An 18,650-nucleotide genomic window follows, 5' to 3' on the forward strand; every position below is an offset into this window, starting at 1 on the left:
GCGGATCACGATACGACGGACGCCCGCCGCTCCCCGAGAGGGGCGCGACGGGCGTCCGTCATGTCCGTGGTGCCGGGTCGGTCAGCCCTGCCGGGCCAGGTCCGCCGCGCCCACCAGACCGGCCTTGCCGCCCAGTTGGGCCGCGAGCACCTGGGCGTGCGGGCGCCACTCGCCGCCGATCAGCCAGCGCCGGAACGACTTGCGGATCGGGTCGAGGACCAGTTCGCCCTCGTCCGACACGCCGCCGCCGACGATGAAGGCGGACGGGTCGAAGAGCGAGGCGAGGTCGGCCAGTCCGGCGCCGGCCCAGCGGGCCAGCTCACGGAAGGAGTCGACCGCCACCGGGCAGCCCTGCCGGGCGGCCTCGCTGATGTGTTTGCCCTCGATGCCCTCGACCGTGCCGTCACCGAGCGCCAGCAGGATCGTGGCGTTCTCGGGGGTGGCGTTGGCCCGCTGCTTCGCGTACCGCACGAGCGCCCGGCCGGAGGCGTACTGCTCCCAGCAGCCCTGGCTGCCGCAGCCGCAGAGCAGCCCGTCCGGGACGACCCGGATGTGGCCGAACTCGGCGGCCACGCCGAAGCGTCCGCGGCGCAGCTTGTTGCCGATGATGATGCCGCCGCCGAGGCCCGTGCCGAGCGTGATGCAGATGACGTCGTCATGGCCCTGACCGGCGCCGAAGCGGTACTCGCCCCAGGCCGCCGCGTTGGCGTCGTTCTCCACGACCACGGGGAGGCCGACGCGCTGCTCGACCTTGTCCTTCAGCGGCTCGTGCCGCCAGTTGATGTTCGGTGCGAACAGCACCGTGGCCCGCTTGTCGTCGACGTATCCGGCTGCGCCGATGCCGACCGCCTCGACGGGATGCCCCTCGCTCGCGCCGGACACCGCCGCCGCGATCGCGTCCACGATGCCTTCGGCCGTCGGCGGGGTCGGCACCTTGAAGGTCGAGAGGATGTGGCCCTCTTCGTCGACCACTCCAGCTGCGATCTTCGTGCCGCCGATATCGACGCCGATGGTGAGTCCCATGAATCCCTCAGTTTCGGTCGAGCCCCGCTGAGGCAACCGTACCCGAGGCCGGACCCCGCCCTGTCGTCGCCGGTCAGTCCAGGTCGATGTGTTCGCCGGCGCCGGGCCCCTCGTCACGGGGGTCGGTGGGGTCCTCCGCCTTCGTTTCCGTGCCTGCGGGGTCCCCCGCGCCCTGGGTCCAGCGACGTTCCTGACCCTCGACGGCGGAGCGGTAGGCGGCGAGCAGTTCACTGCCGGCCGCGGCGATGTGCTCGAAAACGTCCGGATTGCGTTCGATGACGGGCTCGACGGCGGACTTCGCCTGCTTGATGACCTGCTGCACGGCTCCCTGGGCCGCCACCCCGAACAGCGGCGACTGGAGGGAACCCAGCTTGTCGGCCACGGCGTCGACCAGCTTGCGCAGTTCCTCGGCGGCGGAGCCGGGCGGCGGGCCGTACTCGGCGCGGCGGCGGGCCTTCTCGGCGGCGAGGTCCTCGGCGCAGGCCTGCGCCCACGCGTCGTCGTCGGCGGGACGATCGGTGGCTTCGCTCATGGCGGACTCCTGCGACGTGGGTGACCGGCGGCCCGGCGTCCGGGACGCCTTCTACCGACGTTACCCGAACGGTGGTACGCCGTTCAGCCCGTCCTCGGCCACAGGCCGGGATCCGGCGTGAACCTGACCCGCAGTACACCGTCCGTGAGGGCCGCGCCGGAGACGGTGCAGCGGCGCAGGGCGGACTCCAGGGGAACGATGCGGTGGAAGGTTCCGACGGTGAGGAGCAGCTCGCTGCCGCGCCGGACGAGCTGGAGGTCCTTCTTGACGGCGCCGGGAAGCCGCAGGCACCAGACGAGTATCCCGTCGCCGCCGTCCGGCCCGTCCGGGGCGCCGGCCTCCTCGATCCACCAGGGGTCATCGGCGCGGCCGCCGCCGCGCGTGTCCGGTGCCAGGGACGGCGCGCCGTCCGTGCCGTCCAGGCCGGTGAGGTCGTCGGGGCCGTGCGGGTCGCGGCCCAGGTGCGGCACCAGGACCGAGGGGGCCTCGGCCGTCCATTCCTCGCGCCAGTGGCCGAGGCACTTCTCCTGCTGTGCGGCGAGCGCGGCGAACCAGGGGTCGGACGAGTGGCGGGGCAGCACCCGGTTGGCGACCACGGCGTCGACACGCAGCCCGTGCAGGGCGAGCCCGGTCCGGGCGGTGCGCAGGGCGTCCTCGGCCGCCGGGCCCGGTTCGGCGACCAGCCGGAGCGTGCTCGCACGGTCCTCGATCAGCTCCTGGACCTCGGCGAGTTCGGCGTCGCGCCGGGCGGCGGCCTCGTACAGCCACTGGGCGGGCATGGGCACCCCGGCCAGCTGGGCGAGCATGGGGCGCAGGGCGCGTGCGGCCTGGCGTTCCTGCGGCAGCAGCCGCCGCAGGTAGCGGCGCAGCTGCTCGGGCAGGGCCAGTACGGCGAGGGCTTCGCGCAGCGGCGGCAGGTCGACGACGAGGAGGTCGTAGCCGGCGCGGGACCAGTCGCCCCGGGCGGCGCGGCGCAGCGCGTGCAGCAGGGCGAGTTCGGTGCTGCCGGGGAGTTCGGTGAGCTCCTCGCCGTCCATGCGGTTGCCGCCGAGCAGATCGAGCACGCCGGACAACTCGTCCTGGAGCGTGAGGAGTTCGCCGCGGAAGTGCTCGCCGGAGTCGATCCGGACGGATGACAGCGTGTCGTTGACGCGGGTGGGCGCGGTTTCGGCGGGGAAGCCGGGTATGGCGTCGGCGGAGAGCAGCAGCGTGCGGGCGCCGCTCCGGGCGCCGGCCAGGGCGGTGGCCGCCGCGACGGTGCTGCGGCCCGCGCCGCCGAGGCCGGTGACCAGGACCGTACGCACCCCGGTCAGGCCTTCGGGACGGACTCGACGCGCTTCTTGAGTCCGGCCAGGGCGCGGTCGATGATGACCTTCTCGGCCTTGCGCTTGATCATGCCGAGCATCGGGATCTTGACGTCGACGGTCAGCCGGTAGGTGACCTCGGTGCGGTCGCCGTCGCCGAGCGGCGCGAGGGCGTAGGAGCCGTCGATGGCGCGCAGCATCTGGGACTTGACCAGGGTCCAGCTGACCTCGTAGTCGCCGATCCAGGTGTACGCGAGGGTGTGGTCGTCCTTGATCGCGCCGGCGTCCAGGACGAGGCGGACCTTCTCGGCGCGGCCGCGGTCGTCGGTGCCGAGCACCTCGGCCTCCTTGACCTCGCCGGTCCACTCCGGATAGCGGTCGAAGTCGGCGATCACGCCCATGACGTCGGCCGGTGCCGCCTCGATCGTGATGCTCGAGCTGGTGTGTTCAGCCATCGCTGTGGCCCTCCAGTGCGGTGTACCGGTCGGTCGGCAGAGGCCTGCCGCCAGAAGGCTATCGCGTGCGCGCTGCGCCGGGTCGCAGGGTCCGGCCCGGGCAGGGGCGGGGGGTCACCACTCCAGGGCCCAGGGCCGGCCGGTCGAGGCGAAGTGGCCGACGTTGACGCACTCGGTGACGCCGATCCGCATCCGGCGGACCAGCGGCTGGTGGACGTGGCCGAAGACGGAGTAGCGCGGCCGGGTGCGGCGGATGGCGGCGAGCAGCGCCCGGCTGCCGCGCTCGAAGCGGCGCGCCACGGTGTCGTACGTCAGCTCGGGGACATCGGGCGGGATGTGCGTGCAGAGGACGTCGACCTCGCCCACCGCCTCGATCTTGGCGGCGTACTCCTCGTCGCTGATCTCGTACGGGGTGCGCATCGGGGTCCGCAGGCCGCCGCCGACGAAACCGAAGACCCGGCCGCCGATCTCGACGCGGTCGCCGTCCAGGACGGTGGTGCCGGGGCCGGCGTACTCGGGCCACAGGTCGGGGATGTCGACGTTGCCGTAGGTGGCGTACGTCGGGGCGGGCAGGGCGGCGAACATCTCGGCGTACTGCTTGCGCACGGCGGCGATGATCGCGGCGTTGCGGTCCAGGCCCGCCCACAGCTCCCGGCCGAAGTCCCGGGCCTCCTCGAAGCGGCGCTCGGTGCGCAGGGCGACGATGCGGTCGGCGTTCTCCACGCCGAACAGGTCGGGGAAGATGCCGCGCGAGTGGTCCGCGTAGTCGAGGAAGAGCACCAGGTCACCCAGACAGACGAGGGCGTCGGCGCCCTCCCCGGCGCGGGCGAGCGCCTCGGTGTTGCCGTGCACGTCACTGACCACGTGGATGCGGGTGCGCCGTCCGGCGCCGGCGTCCCTGCTGTTCGGTCCTGCTGCCATGACGATCACCCTAGAACTCCGGCGTCCACCTGGGTAGGGGCCGCCGGACCTGCGGTTACTTCCGAGTGCCGGCCGGGGTGCACTACTCTGCGCGCAAGGACCACCGATATGTGTGACGCATAAGACATCTGGCCTGAACCCCCTATCCGGAACCGAGTACCGGTGGGTAACGTCCGGGCAGTCCAGTCGTGCTCACCCCACTGAGCACCCGCCATTCTTGGACCGCGCCGGTGCGTCACACAGAGCCGTGGCACCGGAGCCCGATGAGGAGCAGCAGTCTTGCGCGAGTTCAGCCTTCCGGCCCTGTACGAGGTCCCCTCGGACGGCAACCTGACGGATCTCATCCGCCGCAATGCCGCTCAGCATCCCGACGTCGCGGTGATGAGCCGCAAAGTGGCAGGCGTCTGGACGGACGTCACCGCCACCCAGTTCCTGGCCGAGGTCAGAGCCGTCGCCAAGGGGCTGATGGCCGCCGGTGTCGAGCCCGGCGACCGGGTCGCCCTGCTCTCCCGCACCCGTTACGAGTGGGTGCTGCTCGACTTCGCGATCTGGAGCGCGGGCGCGGTCACCGTGCCGGTGTACGAGACCAGTTCCGCCGAGCAGATCCAGTGGATCCTCGGTGACTCCGGCGCCACCCTGTGCATCGTGGAGTCCGATGCGCACCAGGCGTCCGTGGTCTCGGTCCAGGCCGGCCTGCCCGGGCTGAAGGGCATCTGGCAGATCGAGGGCGACACGATCCGGCAGATGTCGGCGGTCGGTGAGGAGATCTCGGACGAGGCGCTCGACCTGCGGATGACGAGTGCCAAGGCCGACGACCCGGCCACCATCGTCTACACCTCCGGCACCACCGGCCGCCCCAAGGGCTGTGTGCTGACGCACCGCAGCTTCTTCGCGGAGTGCGGCAACGTGGTGGAGCGGCTCAAGCCCCTCTTCCGCACCGGCGAGTGCTCGGTACTGCTCTTCCTGCCCGCCGCGCACGTCTTCGGCCGGCTGGTCGAGGTCGCCTCCGTGATGGCGCCGATCAAGCTCGGCTGCGTACCGGACATCAAGAACCTCACCGATGAGCTGGCCGCTTTCCGGCCGACGCTGATCCTCGGTGTGCCGCGGGTCTTCGAGAAGGTCTACAACTCGGCCCGGGCCAAGGCGCAGGCCGACGGCAAGGGCAAGATCTTCGACAAGGCCGCGAACACCGCGATCGCCTACAGCCGCGCGCTGGGCACCCCGCAGGGGCCGTCGGTGGGCCTGAAGTTCAAGCACAAGGTGTTCGACCGGCTCGTCTACAGCAAGCTGCGGGCCGTGCTCGGCGGACGCGGTGAGTACGCGATCTCCGGCGGCGCGCCGCTGGGCGAGCGGCTCGGCCACTTCTACCGCGGCATCGGCTTCACCGTCCTGGAGGGCTACGGCCTGACCGAGACGTGCGCGGCCACCGCCTTCAACCCGTGGGACCGGCAGAAGATCGGTACGGTCGGCCAGCCGCTGCCTGGCTCCGTGGTGCGCATCGCCGACGACGGCGAGGTGCTGCTGCACGGCGAGCACCTGTTCTCCGGCTACTGGAACAACGAGACGGCGACCGCCGAGGCGCTGGCCGACGGCTGGTTCCACACCGGTGACATCGGCACGCTCGACGAGGACGGCTACCTCGCGATCACCGGCCGCAAGAAGGAGATCATCGTCACGGCGGGCGGCAAGAACGTCGCTCCCGCCGTGATCGAGGACCGCATCCGCGGGCACGCCCTCGTCGCGGAGTGCATGGTCGTCGGCGACGGGCGCCCGTTCGTGGGCGCCCTGGTGACGCTGGACGAGGAGTTCCTGGGCCACTGGGCCGAGGAGCACGGCAAGCCGGTCGGTTCGACGGCCCTGTCGCTGCGCGAGGACGCGGAGCTGCTGGCCGAGGTGCAGCGCGCGATCGACGACGGCAACGCCGCGGTGTCCAAGGCCGAGTCCGTACGCAAGTTCCGCATCCTGGCCGCCCAGTTCACCGAGGAGGCGGGCCACATCACGCCGTCGCTGAAGCTGAAGCGGAACGTGGTGGCGAAGGACTTCGCGGACGAGGTGGAGTCGATCTACCGCGCCTGATCCACTCGTGCACGGAGGGGCCCGCGCCGAGGGTGGCGCGGGCCCCTCCGTACGTTCAGAGCAGTTCCCGGAGCCTCTCCGCGAGCAGGTCCCAGCGCCACTTCTCCTCGACCCAGGCCCGGCCCCGCTCCCCCATCCGCTGCCGCAGCTCCGGGTCGCCGAGCAGCGCGACGATCCGCTCCGCCGACTCCTCGGCCGAGCCGCCGCGCACCACCCATCCCGTCTCGCCGTCGAGCACGGCGTCCGGGGCGCCGCCCGAGTCGCCCGCCACCACCGGCAGTCCGGTCGCGGACGCCTCCAGGTAGACGATGCCCAGGCCCTCCACGTCGAGGCCGCCGCGCCGGGTGCGGCACGGCATCGCGAAGACGTCACCGGCCCCGTAGTGCGCGGGCAGTTCCTCCCACGGCACCGGGCCGGTGAACCGCACCGAGTCCAGCACCCCGGTCTCCGCCGCCAGCTTCTCCAGCTCGCCGGCGTACGGTCCGCCGCCGACGATCAGCAGGACGGCGTCGGGCACCTCGGCCAGGATCGCCGGCATCGCGAGGATCAGGGTGTCCTGGCCCTTGCGGGGCACCAGCCGGGACACGCAGACGACGACGGGCCGGTCGGTGAGCCCGAGCCGGGCCCGGACCCGGTCGCCGCCGGAGTCCGGGTGGAAGGTCTTCTCGTCGACGCCGGGCGGCAGCTGCACCATGCGGGCCGCGGCCGCCAGGGTGAGCGCGGCGGCGATCCGGGAGCGGGTGTACTCGCCGAGGTAGGTGATCGTGTCCGTGCCCTCGCCGATCCGCCGCAGCAGCTGCCGGGAGGCGGGCAGCTGGGCCCAGCCGGCCTCGTGCCCGTGGGTGGTGGCGACCAGCCTGCGGGCACCGGCCCGGCGCAGCGCAGGGGCCATCAGCCCGAGCGGGGCGGCGGCGCCGAACCAGACGGAGGAGCAGCCGTGGGTCCGCAGCAGCTGCGCCGCGCGCCGGGTCACCCGCGGGGTCGGCAGCAGCATCGTCGTGCGGTCGCGGACCACGGTGAAGGGCTGCCCGGCGTCGAAGGCCGCGGTGGCCGCCGCGCCCTCGGCGCCGCGCTTCCAGGTGGAGGCGTAGACGACGACCTGTTCCGGGTCCAGCCGGAGCGCCATGTTGTGCAGGAACGCCTGGATGCCACCGGGGCGGGGCGGGAAGTCATTGGTCACGATCAAGGTCTTGTCCATCGCCGCCGACAGTACCGGGCGGCCGGGTGCGGGATTCCCCGCGACGCCACGCGGAGTCCCGGACCCGGTTCTGTGGCTCCCGCACAGACGGGCGGGGCATCATGGCCTGTCGTACCACTGGCGGACGGGCAAGGGCGGGTCATGACGGTTTCGAGCGGCACACGGACGAGTGCCTTCGCGGTGTGGGCGCTGACCAGGTCCGTGCTCCTGCTCTGCGTCGTGAAGGTGATCACGCTGCCCGGCCCGGACGTGACGAGCGACGTGTCGGTGATCTACCACGGCTGGTACGACGTGCTGAGGTCGGGCAGCTACCCGCAGTCCGACGTCACCTGGCAGTACCCGCCGGTCGCGGCGCTCGCCATCCTCTCCCCCGCCCTGCTGCCCTTCCTGGACTACGCGTCGGCCTTCTTCGTCCTCGCGTTCCTGTGCGACGCGCTGGTGCTGGGCCTGCTGCTGCACGCGGGCCGGGGCGCCGGCCGCAGGACGGCCGGGGCCTGGGTGTGGGTGGCGGGGGTGCCGCTGCTGGGGACGACCGCGTACGCCCGGTACGACGTGATGGTGACGGCCGTGGCCGTGGCGGCGCTGCTGGCCGGGGTCCGGCATCCGCGGGTGATGGGGGCGCTGGCCGCCTTCGGCGCGCTGCTGAAGGTGTGGCCCGCGCTGCTGCTCGCCGGTACCGCGCGCGGGCGGCGGACCCGGCTGGCGTGGGCGACGGCGGCCGGGGTGGCGGCCGGTCTGCTGCTGCTGTGCGCCGCGGCGGCGCCCGGCGCGCTGGCGTTCCTGGGTTTCCAGCGGGACCGGGGCACCGAGGTCGAGTCGCTGGGGGCCCTGGTCTTCCATGTGGCGCGGCAGTTCGGCTGGCAGGGCCGGGTGGAGCTGCACTACGGCTCGCTGGAGTTCCTGGGCCCGCACGTACCGCTGGTGAGCACCCTCGCGCTCGGGCTGAGCGTGGTCGCGTTCGGCTGGCTGCTGGTGTGGCGGCTGCGGGCGCGCACCTTCGGGGTGAGTACGCCGGCGGACGCGGCCTTCACCGCGGTGCTGCTGTTCACCACCACGAGCCGGGTGATCAGCCCCCAGTACATGCTGTGGCTGGTCGGCCTGGCCGCGGTCTGCCTGGTCTTCCGGGCTAGCCGGATGGCGCTGCCCGCCGTCCTGGTGCTGGTCGCGACGGGCGTCACGCAGCTGGAGTTCCCGCTCGGCTTCGTCCACGTGGTGACCAGTGACGCGACGGGCGTGACCCTGATGTTCCTGCGCAACGGGCTGCTGGTCGCGGCGACACTGCTCGCGTGCGGGCGGCTGTGGCGGGACACCGTGCGCGGCCCGGTCCGGGACGGTGCGCGGTCCGACGAGGTCACGGCGGCCGGCGCGGAGCCCGTCGCGCCCCCGTTCAGCCGAGCCGGCTCCGCAGATACTCCCGCCAGCGCGCCGTGAAGTCCTGCGGGGTCGTGCCCAGGACCTCGTGCAGGGCCTGCTCGACCGCCCCGTCCCGCCCGGAGTGCGCCCCCACGGCCCGGTAGAAGGCCAGCAGCTCGTCCTGGCCCCAGTGGCCAGCGATGAGCTCGCAGGCCAGCCAGCCGCCCTCGTAGGCCCTCGCGAGGCGGTCCGCGTCGCCGGCGAAGCCGAAGTCCTCGTCCGTGGGCAGGGCGGCGGGTACGTCGCCGCCGCGGACGGCGTCGGCCAGTTCGGGCGCGACCTCGGCGGCGGTGCGGCCCTGCGTCCGGTAGGCGGCCCAGTCGGCGAAGCCCTCGGAGAGCCAGACCGGGGTGGCGGCGGAGGTCCGGGTGCGGGTCGCCACATGGGTGGTCTCGTGGGTGAGGACGACGCGCTGTCCGAAGGCGCCGAGCATCGCGTACGCCTCCGGGTTGACGATCACCCGGTCGGCGGGGGCCTTGCCCGAACCGCCCGTCTCCCCGGTGGTGACGGCCGCTATGCCCCGGTAGTTCGCGGCGGGCGAGCCGAGCAGCTCCGCCATGTCCGCCACGGTGTCCGGCACCAGCACCACCACGCGCCCGGCCCAGTGGTCCGGCCAGGCCCCGGAGACGTCGGGCACCGCCCGGTCCGCGGTGGCCGCGATCCCGTCCAGCTCCGCCCGGGAGCGGCCGACGCCGAGCACCAGGCTGTGCGTGCCGCGCACCACGTCGATGTCGCCCTGCTGCCAGAGCTGTCGTCCGCCGCCGTCGGCGGCCCGGTCGGCGGTGATGTACCAGCGGCCGTCGGCCCGGTCCCGCTCCAGGTCGACGACCCGGTCGACGGAGACCGGCGCGCTGTCGTACCCCTTGATCCGGTAGCCGAGCCGGACGTCGGCGGTGGCCCGGTCGGCGCCGTGCGCGGCGAGACCGGTCAGCCGGTACGTCCAGGAGCCGAGCGGCACGTCCGCGAGGTGGCCGAGCTCCCGGCGCTGGGCGGTCCGCAGGGCCGTGGCGTCCGGATCGACGACGGCGGCGTAGGCCGCCGGGTCGTGGTGCAGCACGGCGGCCGCGCGGCGGTCCAGCGTGGCGCGGATGTCACGCGCGGCGGGGTCGGGGACCTCGTCGGCGGCCGGGGCGGTGCAGGCGGCCGCGCACAGCAGCACGGCGAGCACCGCGCCCGCCGCGCGCCGTCGTCCACCGCGCGCCCGCCCCGCGGTACGCCCCTGATCAGCCACATGACGAGGGTACGGTCAGACCCGGGTGACCGAGGAGACGGGCATCATGCCGACGGGGTCGTAGCGGACCGGGGCGCCCGGGTACGGGGCGTGGATGACCTGGCCGTTTCCGACGTACATGCCGATGTGGCTGGCGTCCGCGCGGTAGGCGACGAGGTCCCCGGGGCGGGCCTCGGAGAGCGGCACCATGTGACCGGCGTACCGCTGGGCCTGCGAGGTCCGCGGCAGACTCACCCCGGCCCGGGCGTACGCCCACTGCATCAGGCCGGAGCAGTCGAACCCCGAGGGTCCGTTCGCGCCCCAGACGTAGGGCCGGCCCAGCGCCTGCTGGACGGCCATGACGGCGGCGGCCGCCCTGGACGAGCCGGCGGACAGACCTGCCACGGGTCCTGCGCTCCCGTCGTCGCGGCCGGTGCGCGAGGCCCGTTCGAGGGCTTCCCGGTCGGCGCCGGGCAGCGACTTCAGCACCTGCCTGGCCTGGACGAGCTTGCGCTCGACGGTGCGCTTGTGGCGGGTGACGGCCTCGCGGTTGCGCTCCAGGCCGGCGAGTGCGCGGGCGGCCTCCGCACGGGTCTGGGCGAGCACCCGCTGCGCCTTGCGGATCCGGTCCAGCGTGGTGGCGCGGTGTTCGTCGGCCCGGCCCAGGGCGGCGGCCGCGTCGAGGTAGCCGTCGGGGTCGGAGGAGAGCAGCAGCGCGAGCGAGGGGTCGATGCCGCCGGACCGGTACTGCTCGCGGGCGGCCGAACCCAGCTCCGCGCGCATCCCGTTGATGCGTTCCTGGCCCCGGGCGGCCCGGTCCTGGGCCCGGCTCACCTCGCCGCGCAGCCGGCCGACGTTCTCACCGGCCTTGTTGTACTGCTCGGTCGCCCGCTCGGCCTCGGCGTAGAGGCGGTCGACCCGGGCCCCGGCGGCCTGCCGGGTGTCGTGCGGCTCGGCGTTCGCGGTGGCCGCCCCGAGCGCCGCGGCGGCGGTCGCGGCGGCGGCCGACAGGACAGTGACCCGGACGCTCCGGCTGACGCCGGGCTGTGTGGAACGGCGATGGGACACCACAGGACGCCGTACTCCCTTCCGCTGTACGCAGACGTGCGCAGCCCCTGCCACCCGGGGCGGGCGGACCGACGCACGGGAGCTGCTCAGCAGGCAGACAGTAGTCGGGCGATCACGGAGCGGACAAAGACCGCGCCGGGCGGACAGGGGGCGCAAACGACGGCGCCCCGCCGGTGACCTGTGGTCTCCGGCGGGGCGGGGCGTCAGTACGGGGCGCGGGAATTCGCCCGTTCGGGCGTGATCAGATGCGCACCGCGGTCTGGTAGCTGCCGACCGTGTTCATTGACTCGTAGCGCACCGAGGCGCCTGGCTTGGGCGCGTGCAGCACGGTGTTGTTGCCCGCGTAGAGGGCCACGTGCGAGGTGTTGCTGAAGAAGACCAGGTCGCCCGGCTTGAGCTGGCTGCGGGCGATCTGGGTGCCCTGGTTGATCTGGGTGTACGTGGTGCGGGTGATCTGGGCACCGGCCTGGGCGTAGGCCCACTGGGTCAGACCCGAGCAGTCGAAGGAGCCGGGGCCCGTGGCGCCGGAGACGTACGGCATGCCGACCCGGGTGCTGGCGGCCTGGAGGGCGGCCCCGCCCAGACCGGACGCGGGGGCCTCGTTGCCGAGGTCGACCCGGTCACCGGCGGCGCGGCTGGCGCGGAGGTCGTCCTGGCGCATCTTGGCGCGCTCGGCGGCGGTGAGGGTGTTGAGCACCTTCTGCGCCTCGGCGAGCTTGGCCTGCTGCTTCTTCTTCTTCTCGCCGAGCGTCTTGCGGACATCCGCGAGGTCGCTCAGCTTGTCCTGCGCCTCCTTGCGCTCCTGCGCGAGGGACCGCTGCTTCTCCTGGATCTTCGACAGCGACTCGGCCTGCTTGGCGGTCAACTGGTCGAGCGCGGAGGCCTGCTCGAGGAAGCTGTCCGGGTCCGACGCGAGGAAGAGCTGCACGGAGGGGTCGATGCCTCCGGAGCGGTACTGCGCGGCGGCGAGGGAACCGAGGCCGGAACGGAGCGAGTTGAGATCCTGCTGACCGCGGGCGACCTTGTCCTGCAGCGCGTCGATCTGCTTCTCGAGCTTCTCCTGCTTCTCCTTGGCCCCGCTGTACTGCTCGGTGGCCTCCTCCGCCTCGTGGTAGAGCTTGTCGACCTTCGCCTTGACCTCGCTCTTGGTCGGCTTGGGGTCGGCGTGGGCGGCCTGGGAGGTCAGGGCCACGGCTGCGGCGGCAGTTGCGGTGAGCACGGTCACGCGGGTGCGGCTCGGCTGCTTGGGACGACGGTGGGACGCCACGAAGGCGAGCTCCTTCTTCCTCGAGCCGCCTACCGGGAAGTGGGGGAGGTGAGTCCCCGGCTCCGTGCACGTCACGGACTCGGCGGTTCCTTCGCTGCCACCCCGGATGGGTGATCAACCGTTCGAAGGTTCGAGGCCCGACCTTAGTGACCGTCTTGTGATCAGTTCAAATCCTCGCGGGAAAAATCTCGTCACACGAGGTACTTCTTTACTCACATCACACAGGGTGTAGCGGTGACTTGACGGTCCGTTCCGTGATATCCGGAACGTCATGACAAGCCGGACTAGACGCGCGAAAGCCGCTTCAGGAGCAAGACGGACGCAACGGGCCTGGCCCCCGCCTTCGCCACTCCGTCGGCCACCTCGCGGTCGGTGGAGACCACCACGACGGGCCGTCCGGACGGTTCGGCACGGGCCAGTTGCCTGATGACCTCGTCGGCCGTGACACCCGGCTTGCTGAACAGCACCCGCACGCCGCGCGGCGGTGCGAGCAGCACCGGCGCCGCCAGTTCGGCCCCGTCGAAGACACAGGTCATCTCGGCGCCCGTCTGGGCCGCGAGCACCGAAAGGCCGCCCAGCAGCCGCAGCCGCTGCTTCTCCAGCGGCATCTGCGGATAGCCGGTCTTGGTCACGTTGTAGCCGTCCACGATCAGATGGGCCTGCGGCAGCGCGAGCAGTTGGTCGAGCAGTGCCGGGTCCGTCTCCGAAAGAGCCCTCGCGGCAATGTCCTTGGGCGACATCCGCCCCGGCTCGACCGCGTCCACGCTGTCCGCGGGCCGCATCGACGAGGGCGGCAGCGCCAGTTCGCGCCGCAGTCCGCCGGCCGCCTCGATGACCGTGTCGAGCAGCAGCCGCAGCCGCATGTCCTCGACCGAGCGCCCCTCCCTGGCGGCCCTGCGGCCCGCCTCGACGGACGCCTCCGCCTCACCGAGCCTCGCCCGCAGCCGCCGGGTCTCGCTCTCCGCCGCGGACACCTGCGCGGCCGCCTCGGCCCGCACGGCGTCGCTCTCGGCCTTGCCGCGGCGCAGCGCCGCCTCGCCGCGCTTCACCTCGTTGGCCGCGCTGCGCAGTTTGCGCTGGAGCGAATCGGCCTCCTTGCGGGCCGCCTCCAGCTCACCGCGGAGCCGTTCGGTGTCGCTCTTGGTCTGGGCGCGCGCCTGGGCGAGTTCCTCGCGCAGCCGCTCCAGTTCGAGCCGGCTCTCCTCGTCGGCGCGCTCGGCGTGGACCCGTTCGGCCTCCTCGCCCGCGGCGGCGACCAGCTTGACCCAGCCGGCGGGGCGCAGCACATAGGCCGCGGCGGCCACGTCGACGGGGTCGGCGGCGGCGGGCGGGGAGCCCGCCACGAGCGCGGCGGCCAGTTCCGGCTGGGACTCCGTCAGCCGTTCACCGATGCGCCGGCGGAAGGGCGCGTCGCCCTCCAGCGCGGCCGCCATCGCGTTGCCGGCGAACTTCGCCCGCCGGGTCGGGGTGAAGCGGGCGTACTGTCTGAGCTGAGCCGGGAGTTCGGAGACCGTGAGTCCGCCGAACGCGTCCGAGACCAGCGCGACGACCCGCCGCCGCACGCCTTCGGGCAGCGGGCGGTCGAGCGCCTCCACGGCATCGTCGGCCGCATCGGCCGACGCGGCGCCGCCAGCGGGCTGCTCCACCATCCGTCACCTCGTTTTATGTCCGCACGGCCCCGTCAGGAGTCGGCACCCGGCCTGTCGACTAGTTCGATCTGGTCCACCGCGTTGCACCAACGACACCGCACCGACTCGATGGTCTCACTGACGACCTCGCGTTCTTCGACACTGGACTCACCGGCCAGGTCGAGGTGCACGTACTCGACGACCTTGGACGAGCGCGTCACGTCGAACCGCGTCAGGTTTCCGCAGAGCGTGCAGCGCCAGCGGGTCCCGTCGGTCGGCTGGGGAACCGTCGTCATCGTTGTGTCCTCTTATCTCGAGCCGTGAGCCGCCGGACAATGATCTCGCGGTGCGCCGTCGAACTGCGGATGTCCTGCTGCAACCCTACGGCCTCGGCGCATCCCACCGGCACGGCGAGGCGCTCTGTCCCGTTCCCTCCGCTTGCGTCATGCTCTGTTCATGATCGATCGGCGGGCTGCGGCCGGCAGAATCCTGCGGGCGGCCACCTCGGGCGGGCCGCCGGTGACGTACGCCCTCATCGCCCTGTGCTGCGTGGTCTTCGTGATCAGCCCGCTGTCCGGGTTCAACCCGGTCTACGGCAGCGCGGACGCCCTGCTCGCCGCGCAGGCCGGGTACTTCGAACGCTGGGGCGTGATCCCGAGCGAGCTGTGGGACGGGTCGGGGCACGCCGTGCTCACCCCGCTCACCGCCCTGTTCGTGCACGGCAGCTGGCTGCATCTGCTCGGCAACATGCTGTTCCTGTACGTGTTCGGGGCGATGGCCGAGGAACGGATGGGCCACACCGAGTTCGCCTTCTTCTACCTCGGCTGCGGCTATCTCGCCCTGCTCGCCTACGCGGCCGCGCACGCCACGTCCGACCAGACCCTCGTCGGCGCGTCGGGGGCGATCTCGGCGGTGCTGGGCGCCTTCCTCTACCTCTTCCCCCGGGCCCGGGTCACCAGCCTGTTCCCGTTCCTGCTGTTCCTGCCGCTGCGCTTCCCCGCCTGGATCGTGCTGGTCTTCTGGTTCGTCCTGCAGTGGCTGGCGGCCGAGGGCGCGGGCAGCGGGCCGGGCGTGGCCTACCTCGCCCACGTGGTCGGCTTCGCCACCGGGTTTCTCTATGCGTGGGGGCGCTACAGGCGTGAGGCCGGAGCCTTGCGCCGGGAGCAGGCCGGATAAGGGAGCGGGGTCCGGTGCGTGCAGCTGCAAGGCGCAGGAGGCACTGCGGAGCAGTGGCGACTGACGACAACGCCGCAGATGCGCGTGCCGGACCCCGCGAGCCCGGCACGCTCCCGGCGCAAGGCTCTAGAGTGAAGTCCCCAGCCACGGCCACCGAGGGAGAAAGCCAGCCGTGATCACCGCGATCGTGCTCATCAAAACCAGCGTGGACCGGATTCCCGAGATCGCCGAGGCCATCGCCGCGCTGGACAGCGTCAGCGAGGTCTTCTCGGTCACCGGTACCTACGACCTGATCGCCATGGTCCGGGTCTCCAAGCACGACGATCTCGCCGACGTCATCCCCGGCCGGATCAGCAAGATCCCCGGTGTCGAGGGGACCGACACACACGTCGCGTTCCGTACGTACTCCCAGCACGACCTGGAAGCCGCGTTCGCCATCGGCCTGGACGGCTAGCAGGGCAGCACTTCGGCCGGGCACGGACAGCTGTCCGTGCCCGGCCGAAGTGCTGTCCGCCTCAGACCTGCGCGGTGCCGCGGTCCGGGACGCAACGGCCGTCCTCGGTGCGGTACTTCCACTGGGCGCCCTCGCTGACCAGCTCGCGGACGGCGCGCAGGAAGCGCTCGATGTGCTCCTCCGGGGTACCGGCGCCGAAGCTGACGCGGATCGCGTTGAGGGACCGCTCGCCCGGCTCCGCCTCCGGCGCGCCGCACTCGCCGACGTCCTGCGGGTCGCTGCCGAGCAGGGTGCGCACCAGCGGGTGGGCGCAGAAGAGTCCGTCGCGCACCCCGATGCCGTACTCGGCGGAGAGCGCCGCGGCGAAGTGCGAGCTGTTCCAGCCCTCCACCACGAAGGAGATGACGCCGACCCGCGGGGCGTCGTCGCCGAACAGTGAGAGCACCTTGACCTCGGGGACCTCGGCGAGTCCGGCGCGGACCGTGCTGACGAGGTGCTGCTCGCGGGCGACCAGGCTGTCGAATCCGGCCTCGGTGAGCGCCTTGCAGGCGGAGGCGATGGAGTAGACGCCGATGACGTTGGGCGAGCCGGCCTCGTGGCGGGCGGCGGTGGTGTGCCACTCGACGTCCACCCCGCCGTCGGTGCGCCGGGCTACCTTGCGGGAGGCGCCGCCGCCGGCCAGGTAGGGCTCGGCGGTGCGCAGCCAGTCGGAGCGGCCGGCGAGGACGCCGGAGCCGAACGGCGCGTACAGCTTGTGGCCGGAGAAGGCGACCCAGTCGACGTCCAGCTCGGCGATGTCGACGGGGTGGTGCGGGGCGAGCTGGGCGGCGTCGAGCACGATCCGCGCGCCGTGGGCGTGCGCGGCGGCGGCGAGCTCCTTGACCGGCCACAGCTCACCGGTGACGTTGGAGGCGCCGGTGACGCACACCAGCGCGGGGCCGTACGGGTCACGGTCGGCGAGCGCCCGCTCCAGCGTGGCGACGGCCTGGGCCGGGGTGCGCGGGGCGTTCAGGTAGGTCACCCGGGCGTCGCGCCAGGGCAGCAGCGAGGCGTGGTGCTCGGTCTCGTACACGAAGACCTGGCAGTCGGCCGGCACGGCCGCGGCCAGCAGGTTGAGCGAGTCTGTGGTCGACCGGGTGAAGATCACCTGGTCGTCGGGGCGGCAGCCGAGGAACTCGGCGACGGTGACGCGGCTGGACTCGAAGAGGTCCGTGGAGAGCTGCGAGAGGTAGCCGGCGCCGCGGTGGACGCTGCCGTAGTACGGGGCGTAGGCGGCGACGTCGTCCCACACCCGCTGCAGGGCCGGGGCGCTGGCGGCGTAGTCGAGTGCGGCGTAGGTGACCTCACCGCCGGTGACCAGCGGGACCGTCACATCCTTGCCCAGAACGGGCAGCGGGGAACAAATGGACTGGTCGGCGGCAGCGGTGAAGACAGACATGACGAACTCCCGTAACAGGCAGGCGAAATCCGCGTGCCTGCGACGACGCGGCAGCACGGAGGGAAGAAAGAAGGGTGTGCGGAGGAGGGCCGAAAAGCCCTATCGCATTCGCTTGCTCACAAGAGGCTCCCTGAGGACCAGGACCCCACGGGTGGACATCTCACGATGTCGAGGGGTCCGCGCTTGCCGCAGACCTCGCTGCCTACGGCCTGGTCTTCACCCGGGGCACCCCGCCACGGACGGAGGGTTGCCGGACAGCGGGCCGGGGCCGTAGTCGCTGTCACTCATGACCTGCGCAGCATCTTGCCATACGTACGCAAACGCGCAAGGCGCAGTCCATGATCTGGACTGCGCCCTGCCTCACACTCCGTGCCCTCAGACGTTGCTGGCCACGACCCAGCGCTCCAGCACCCGGCCCGCCGCGCCCGAGTCGATGGACTCGGCGGCCTTCACGATCCCGCCGGCGATCTGCTCGGCCAGCGTGCCCTCCCCCGGATCCAGGGCGACCAGGGCCGCCGCCGAGTTGAGCAGGACGGCGTCCCGTACGGGCCCCGTCTCACCGGCGAGCAGCCGGCGGGCCACATCGGCGTTGTACGAGGCGTCGGCGCCGCGCAGCGCGTCCACCGGCACCAGCTCGAGACCGACGTCGCGCGGGTCGAACGCCTCCTCGCGCACCACGCCGTCCCGGGCGATCCAGACCCGGGAGGTCGCGGTGGTGGTCAGCTCGTCCAGGCCGTCGTCGCCGCGGAAGACCAGGGCGGAGTTGCCGCGCTCGGCGAGGACGCCCGCGACGATGGGCGCCATCCGCAGGTCGGCGACGCCGATCGCCTGCGACCGCACCTTGGCCGGGTTGGTGAGCGGGCCGAGGATGTTGAACGTGGTCGGCGCGCCGAGCTCCGCCCGGGCCTTCGCCGCGTACCGCAGTGCGGGGTGGAACTTGACCGCGAAGCAGAAGGTGATGCCCGCTTCCTCGGCCACCTCCACGACCCGCTGCGGGGGCAGTTCCAGGTTGACGCCGAGCTTGCCCAGGACGTCGGAGGAGCCGCTGGCCGACGACGAGGCGCGGTTGCCGTGCTTGACGACCTTGGCCCCGGTGCCCGCCACGACGATCGCCGACATGGTGGAGATGTTGACCGTCTTGGCCATGTCGCCGCCGGTGCCCACGATGTCGACGGTACGGCCGGGCACATGGATGGTGGTGGCGTGCTCGTACATCGCGCGGACCAGGCCGGCGACCTCCGTGACGGTCTCGCCCTTGGCCCGCAGCGCCACCGCGAATCCGGCGATCTGCACGTCGGTGGCCTCGCCGCTCATGATGCGGTCCATGGCCCAGGCGGTGTCGTCCTCGGTCAGGTCCTCGCCACGCAGCAGGGGGGTCAGCACGCCGGGCCAGGAACGAGCCGCCACGCTGTCGCCGCCGACCGGGGTCACAACGTTCATGGTCCGCTCCTGGGGGGTCCACAGCCGATTAGGGGATGGGACCACCC

17 protein-coding genes and 1 riboswitch are annotated in these 18,650 nt (G+C 72.5%); of the genes, 4 read left to right on the plus strand and 13 right to left on the minus strand.

What is annotated here, in order from left to right; translation table 11 throughout:
* Window positions 1–81: 81 nt before the first annotated feature.
* From OG408_RS11030 to OG408_RS11050, 5 genes are all read right to left on the minus strand, one after another.
* Window positions 82–1,023: an ROK family glucokinase gene (locus tag OG408_RS11030; RefSeq protein ID WP_073735568.1), complete on the minus strand. Its 942-nt coding sequence runs from the start codon at window positions 1,021–1,023 to the stop codon at window positions 82–84.
* Between the two features lie 73 nt (window positions 1,024–1,096).
* Window positions 1,097–1,555, minus strand: coding sequence for a DUF5304 domain-containing protein (locus tag OG408_RS11035; protein ID WP_266777808.1), 459 nt, complete (start codon window positions 1,553–1,555; stop codon window positions 1,097–1,099).
* Between the two features lie 83 nt (window positions 1,556–1,638).
* Entirely contained in the window at window positions 1,639–2,859 is a 1,221-nt protein-coding gene (locus tag OG408_RS11040) for an ArsA family ATPase (RefSeq protein ID WP_326669598.1), read from the minus strand.
* A 5-nt stretch (window positions 2,860–2,864) separates the two neighbouring features.
* On the minus strand, window positions 2,865–3,314 hold the full coding sequence (locus tag OG408_RS11045) for an SRPBCC family protein (RefSeq protein WP_148017697.1): 450 nt from the start codon (window positions 3,312–3,314) through the stop codon (window positions 2,865–2,867).
* A 114-nt stretch (window positions 3,315–3,428) separates the two neighbouring features.
* Window positions 3,429–4,235, minus strand: coding sequence for a metallophosphoesterase family protein (locus OG408_RS11050; RefSeq protein ID WP_266777814.1), 807 nt, complete (start codon window positions 4,233–4,235; stop codon window positions 3,429–3,431).
* 279 nt (window positions 4,236–4,514) lie between these two features.
* On the opposite strand from OG408_RS11050, the gene OG408_RS11055 reads away from it, so the two are divergent.
* Window positions 4,515–6,311, plus strand: a complete 1,797-nt coding sequence (locus tag OG408_RS11055; protein WP_326669601.1) for an AMP-dependent synthetase/ligase — start codon at window positions 4,515–4,517, stop codon at window positions 6,309–6,311.
* 55 nt (window positions 6,312–6,366) lie between these two features.
* Here the strand turns inward: OG408_RS11055 and OG408_RS11060 are convergent, their stop codons facing one another.
* Window positions 6,367–7,509 carry a glycosyltransferase family 4 protein gene (locus OG408_RS11060; RefSeq protein ID WP_326669603.1) on the minus strand — a complete coding sequence of 381 codons (1,143 nt, stop codon included), beginning with the start codon at window positions 7,507–7,509 and terminating at the stop codon, window positions 6,367–6,369.
* 141 nt (window positions 7,510–7,650) lie between these two features.
* Here OG408_RS11060 and OG408_RS11065 point away from each other — a divergent pair, with 141 nt between their 5' ends.
* Window positions 7,651–8,940: a glycosyltransferase family 87 protein gene (locus tag OG408_RS11065; protein ID WP_326669604.1), complete on the plus strand. Its 1,290-nt coding sequence runs from the start codon at window positions 7,651–7,653 to the stop codon at window positions 8,938–8,940.
* Here OG408_RS11065 and OG408_RS11070 read toward each other — a convergent pair.
* The 5 genes from OG408_RS11070 to OG408_RS11090 all read right to left on the minus strand — a co-directional run bounded on the left by OG408_RS11070 (window position 8,897) and on the right by OG408_RS11090 (window position 14,391).
* Window positions 8,897–10,153: a hypothetical protein gene (locus OG408_RS11070; protein WP_266777823.1), complete on the minus strand. Its 1,257-nt coding sequence runs from the start codon at window positions 10,151–10,153 to the stop codon at window positions 8,897–8,899. The genes OG408_RS11065 and OG408_RS11070 overlap by 44 nt on opposite strands.
* Before the next feature lie 15 nt (window positions 10,154–10,168).
* Complete coding sequence (locus OG408_RS11075; protein ID WP_326669608.1) at window positions 10,169–11,203, minus strand: C40 family peptidase; 1,035 nt, start codon at window positions 11,201–11,203, stop codon at window positions 10,169–10,171.
* Between the two features lie 238 nt (window positions 11,204–11,441).
* Window positions 11,442–12,467, minus strand: a complete 1,026-nt coding sequence (locus OG408_RS11080) for a C40 family peptidase (RefSeq protein WP_326669610.1) — start codon at window positions 12,465–12,467, stop codon at window positions 11,442–11,444.
* Between the two features lie 284 nt (window positions 12,468–12,751).
* Entirely contained in the window at window positions 12,752–14,113 is a 1,362-nt protein-coding gene (locus tag OG408_RS11085; protein WP_442806022.1) for an NYN domain-containing protein, read from the minus strand.
* Between the two features lie 35 nt (window positions 14,114–14,148).
* The gene (locus OG408_RS11090) at window positions 14,149–14,391 is read right to left on the minus strand and encodes a hypothetical protein (protein WP_014156692.1); all 243 of its coding nucleotides are present in this window, start codon (window positions 14,389–14,391) and stop codon (window positions 14,149–14,151) included.
* 160 nt (window positions 14,392–14,551) lie between these two features.
* On the opposite strand from OG408_RS11090, the gene OG408_RS11095 reads away from it, so the two are divergent.
* Together OG408_RS11095 and OG408_RS11100 are read left to right on the plus strand one after the other, a co-directional pair.
* Window positions 14,552–15,271 carry a rhomboid family intramembrane serine protease gene (locus tag OG408_RS11095; RefSeq protein WP_266777831.1) on the plus strand — a complete coding sequence of 240 codons (720 nt, stop codon included), beginning with the start codon at window positions 14,552–14,554 and terminating at the stop codon, window positions 15,269–15,271.
* A gap of 172 nt (window positions 15,272–15,443) precedes the next feature.
* A complete protein-coding gene (locus OG408_RS11100; RefSeq protein ID WP_266777833.1) occupies window positions 15,444–15,725 on the plus strand; it encodes an Lrp/AsnC family transcriptional regulator in 282 nt (93 codons plus the stop codon).
* A gap of 61 nt (window positions 15,726–15,786) precedes the next feature.
* Here OG408_RS11100 and OG408_RS11105 read toward each other — a convergent pair whose 3' ends face one another.
* Together OG408_RS11105 and trpD are read right to left on the minus strand one after the other, a co-directional pair.
* A complete protein-coding gene (locus OG408_RS11105) occupies window positions 15,787–17,163 on the minus strand; it encodes an aminotransferase class V-fold PLP-dependent enzyme (protein ID WP_285574430.1) in 1,377 nt (458 codons plus the stop codon).
* Between the two features lie 174 nt (window positions 17,164–17,337).
* Window positions 17,338–17,455, minus strand: a riboswitch (SAM riboswitch).
* A gap of 83 nt (window positions 17,456–17,538) precedes the next feature.
* On the minus strand, window positions 17,539–18,603 hold the full coding sequence (trpD, locus tag OG408_RS11110) for an anthranilate phosphoribosyltransferase (protein ID WP_326669615.1): 1,065 nt from the start codon (window positions 18,601–18,603) through the stop codon (window positions 17,539–17,541).
* Window positions 18,604–18,650: the final 47 nt, after the last annotated feature.

The sequence above is a fragment of the Streptomyces sp. NBC_01257 genome, assembly GCF_035917255.1.
In the GTDB taxonomy this organism is placed as follows: domain Bacteria; phylum Actinomycetota; class Actinomycetes; order Streptomycetales; family Streptomycetaceae; genus Streptomyces.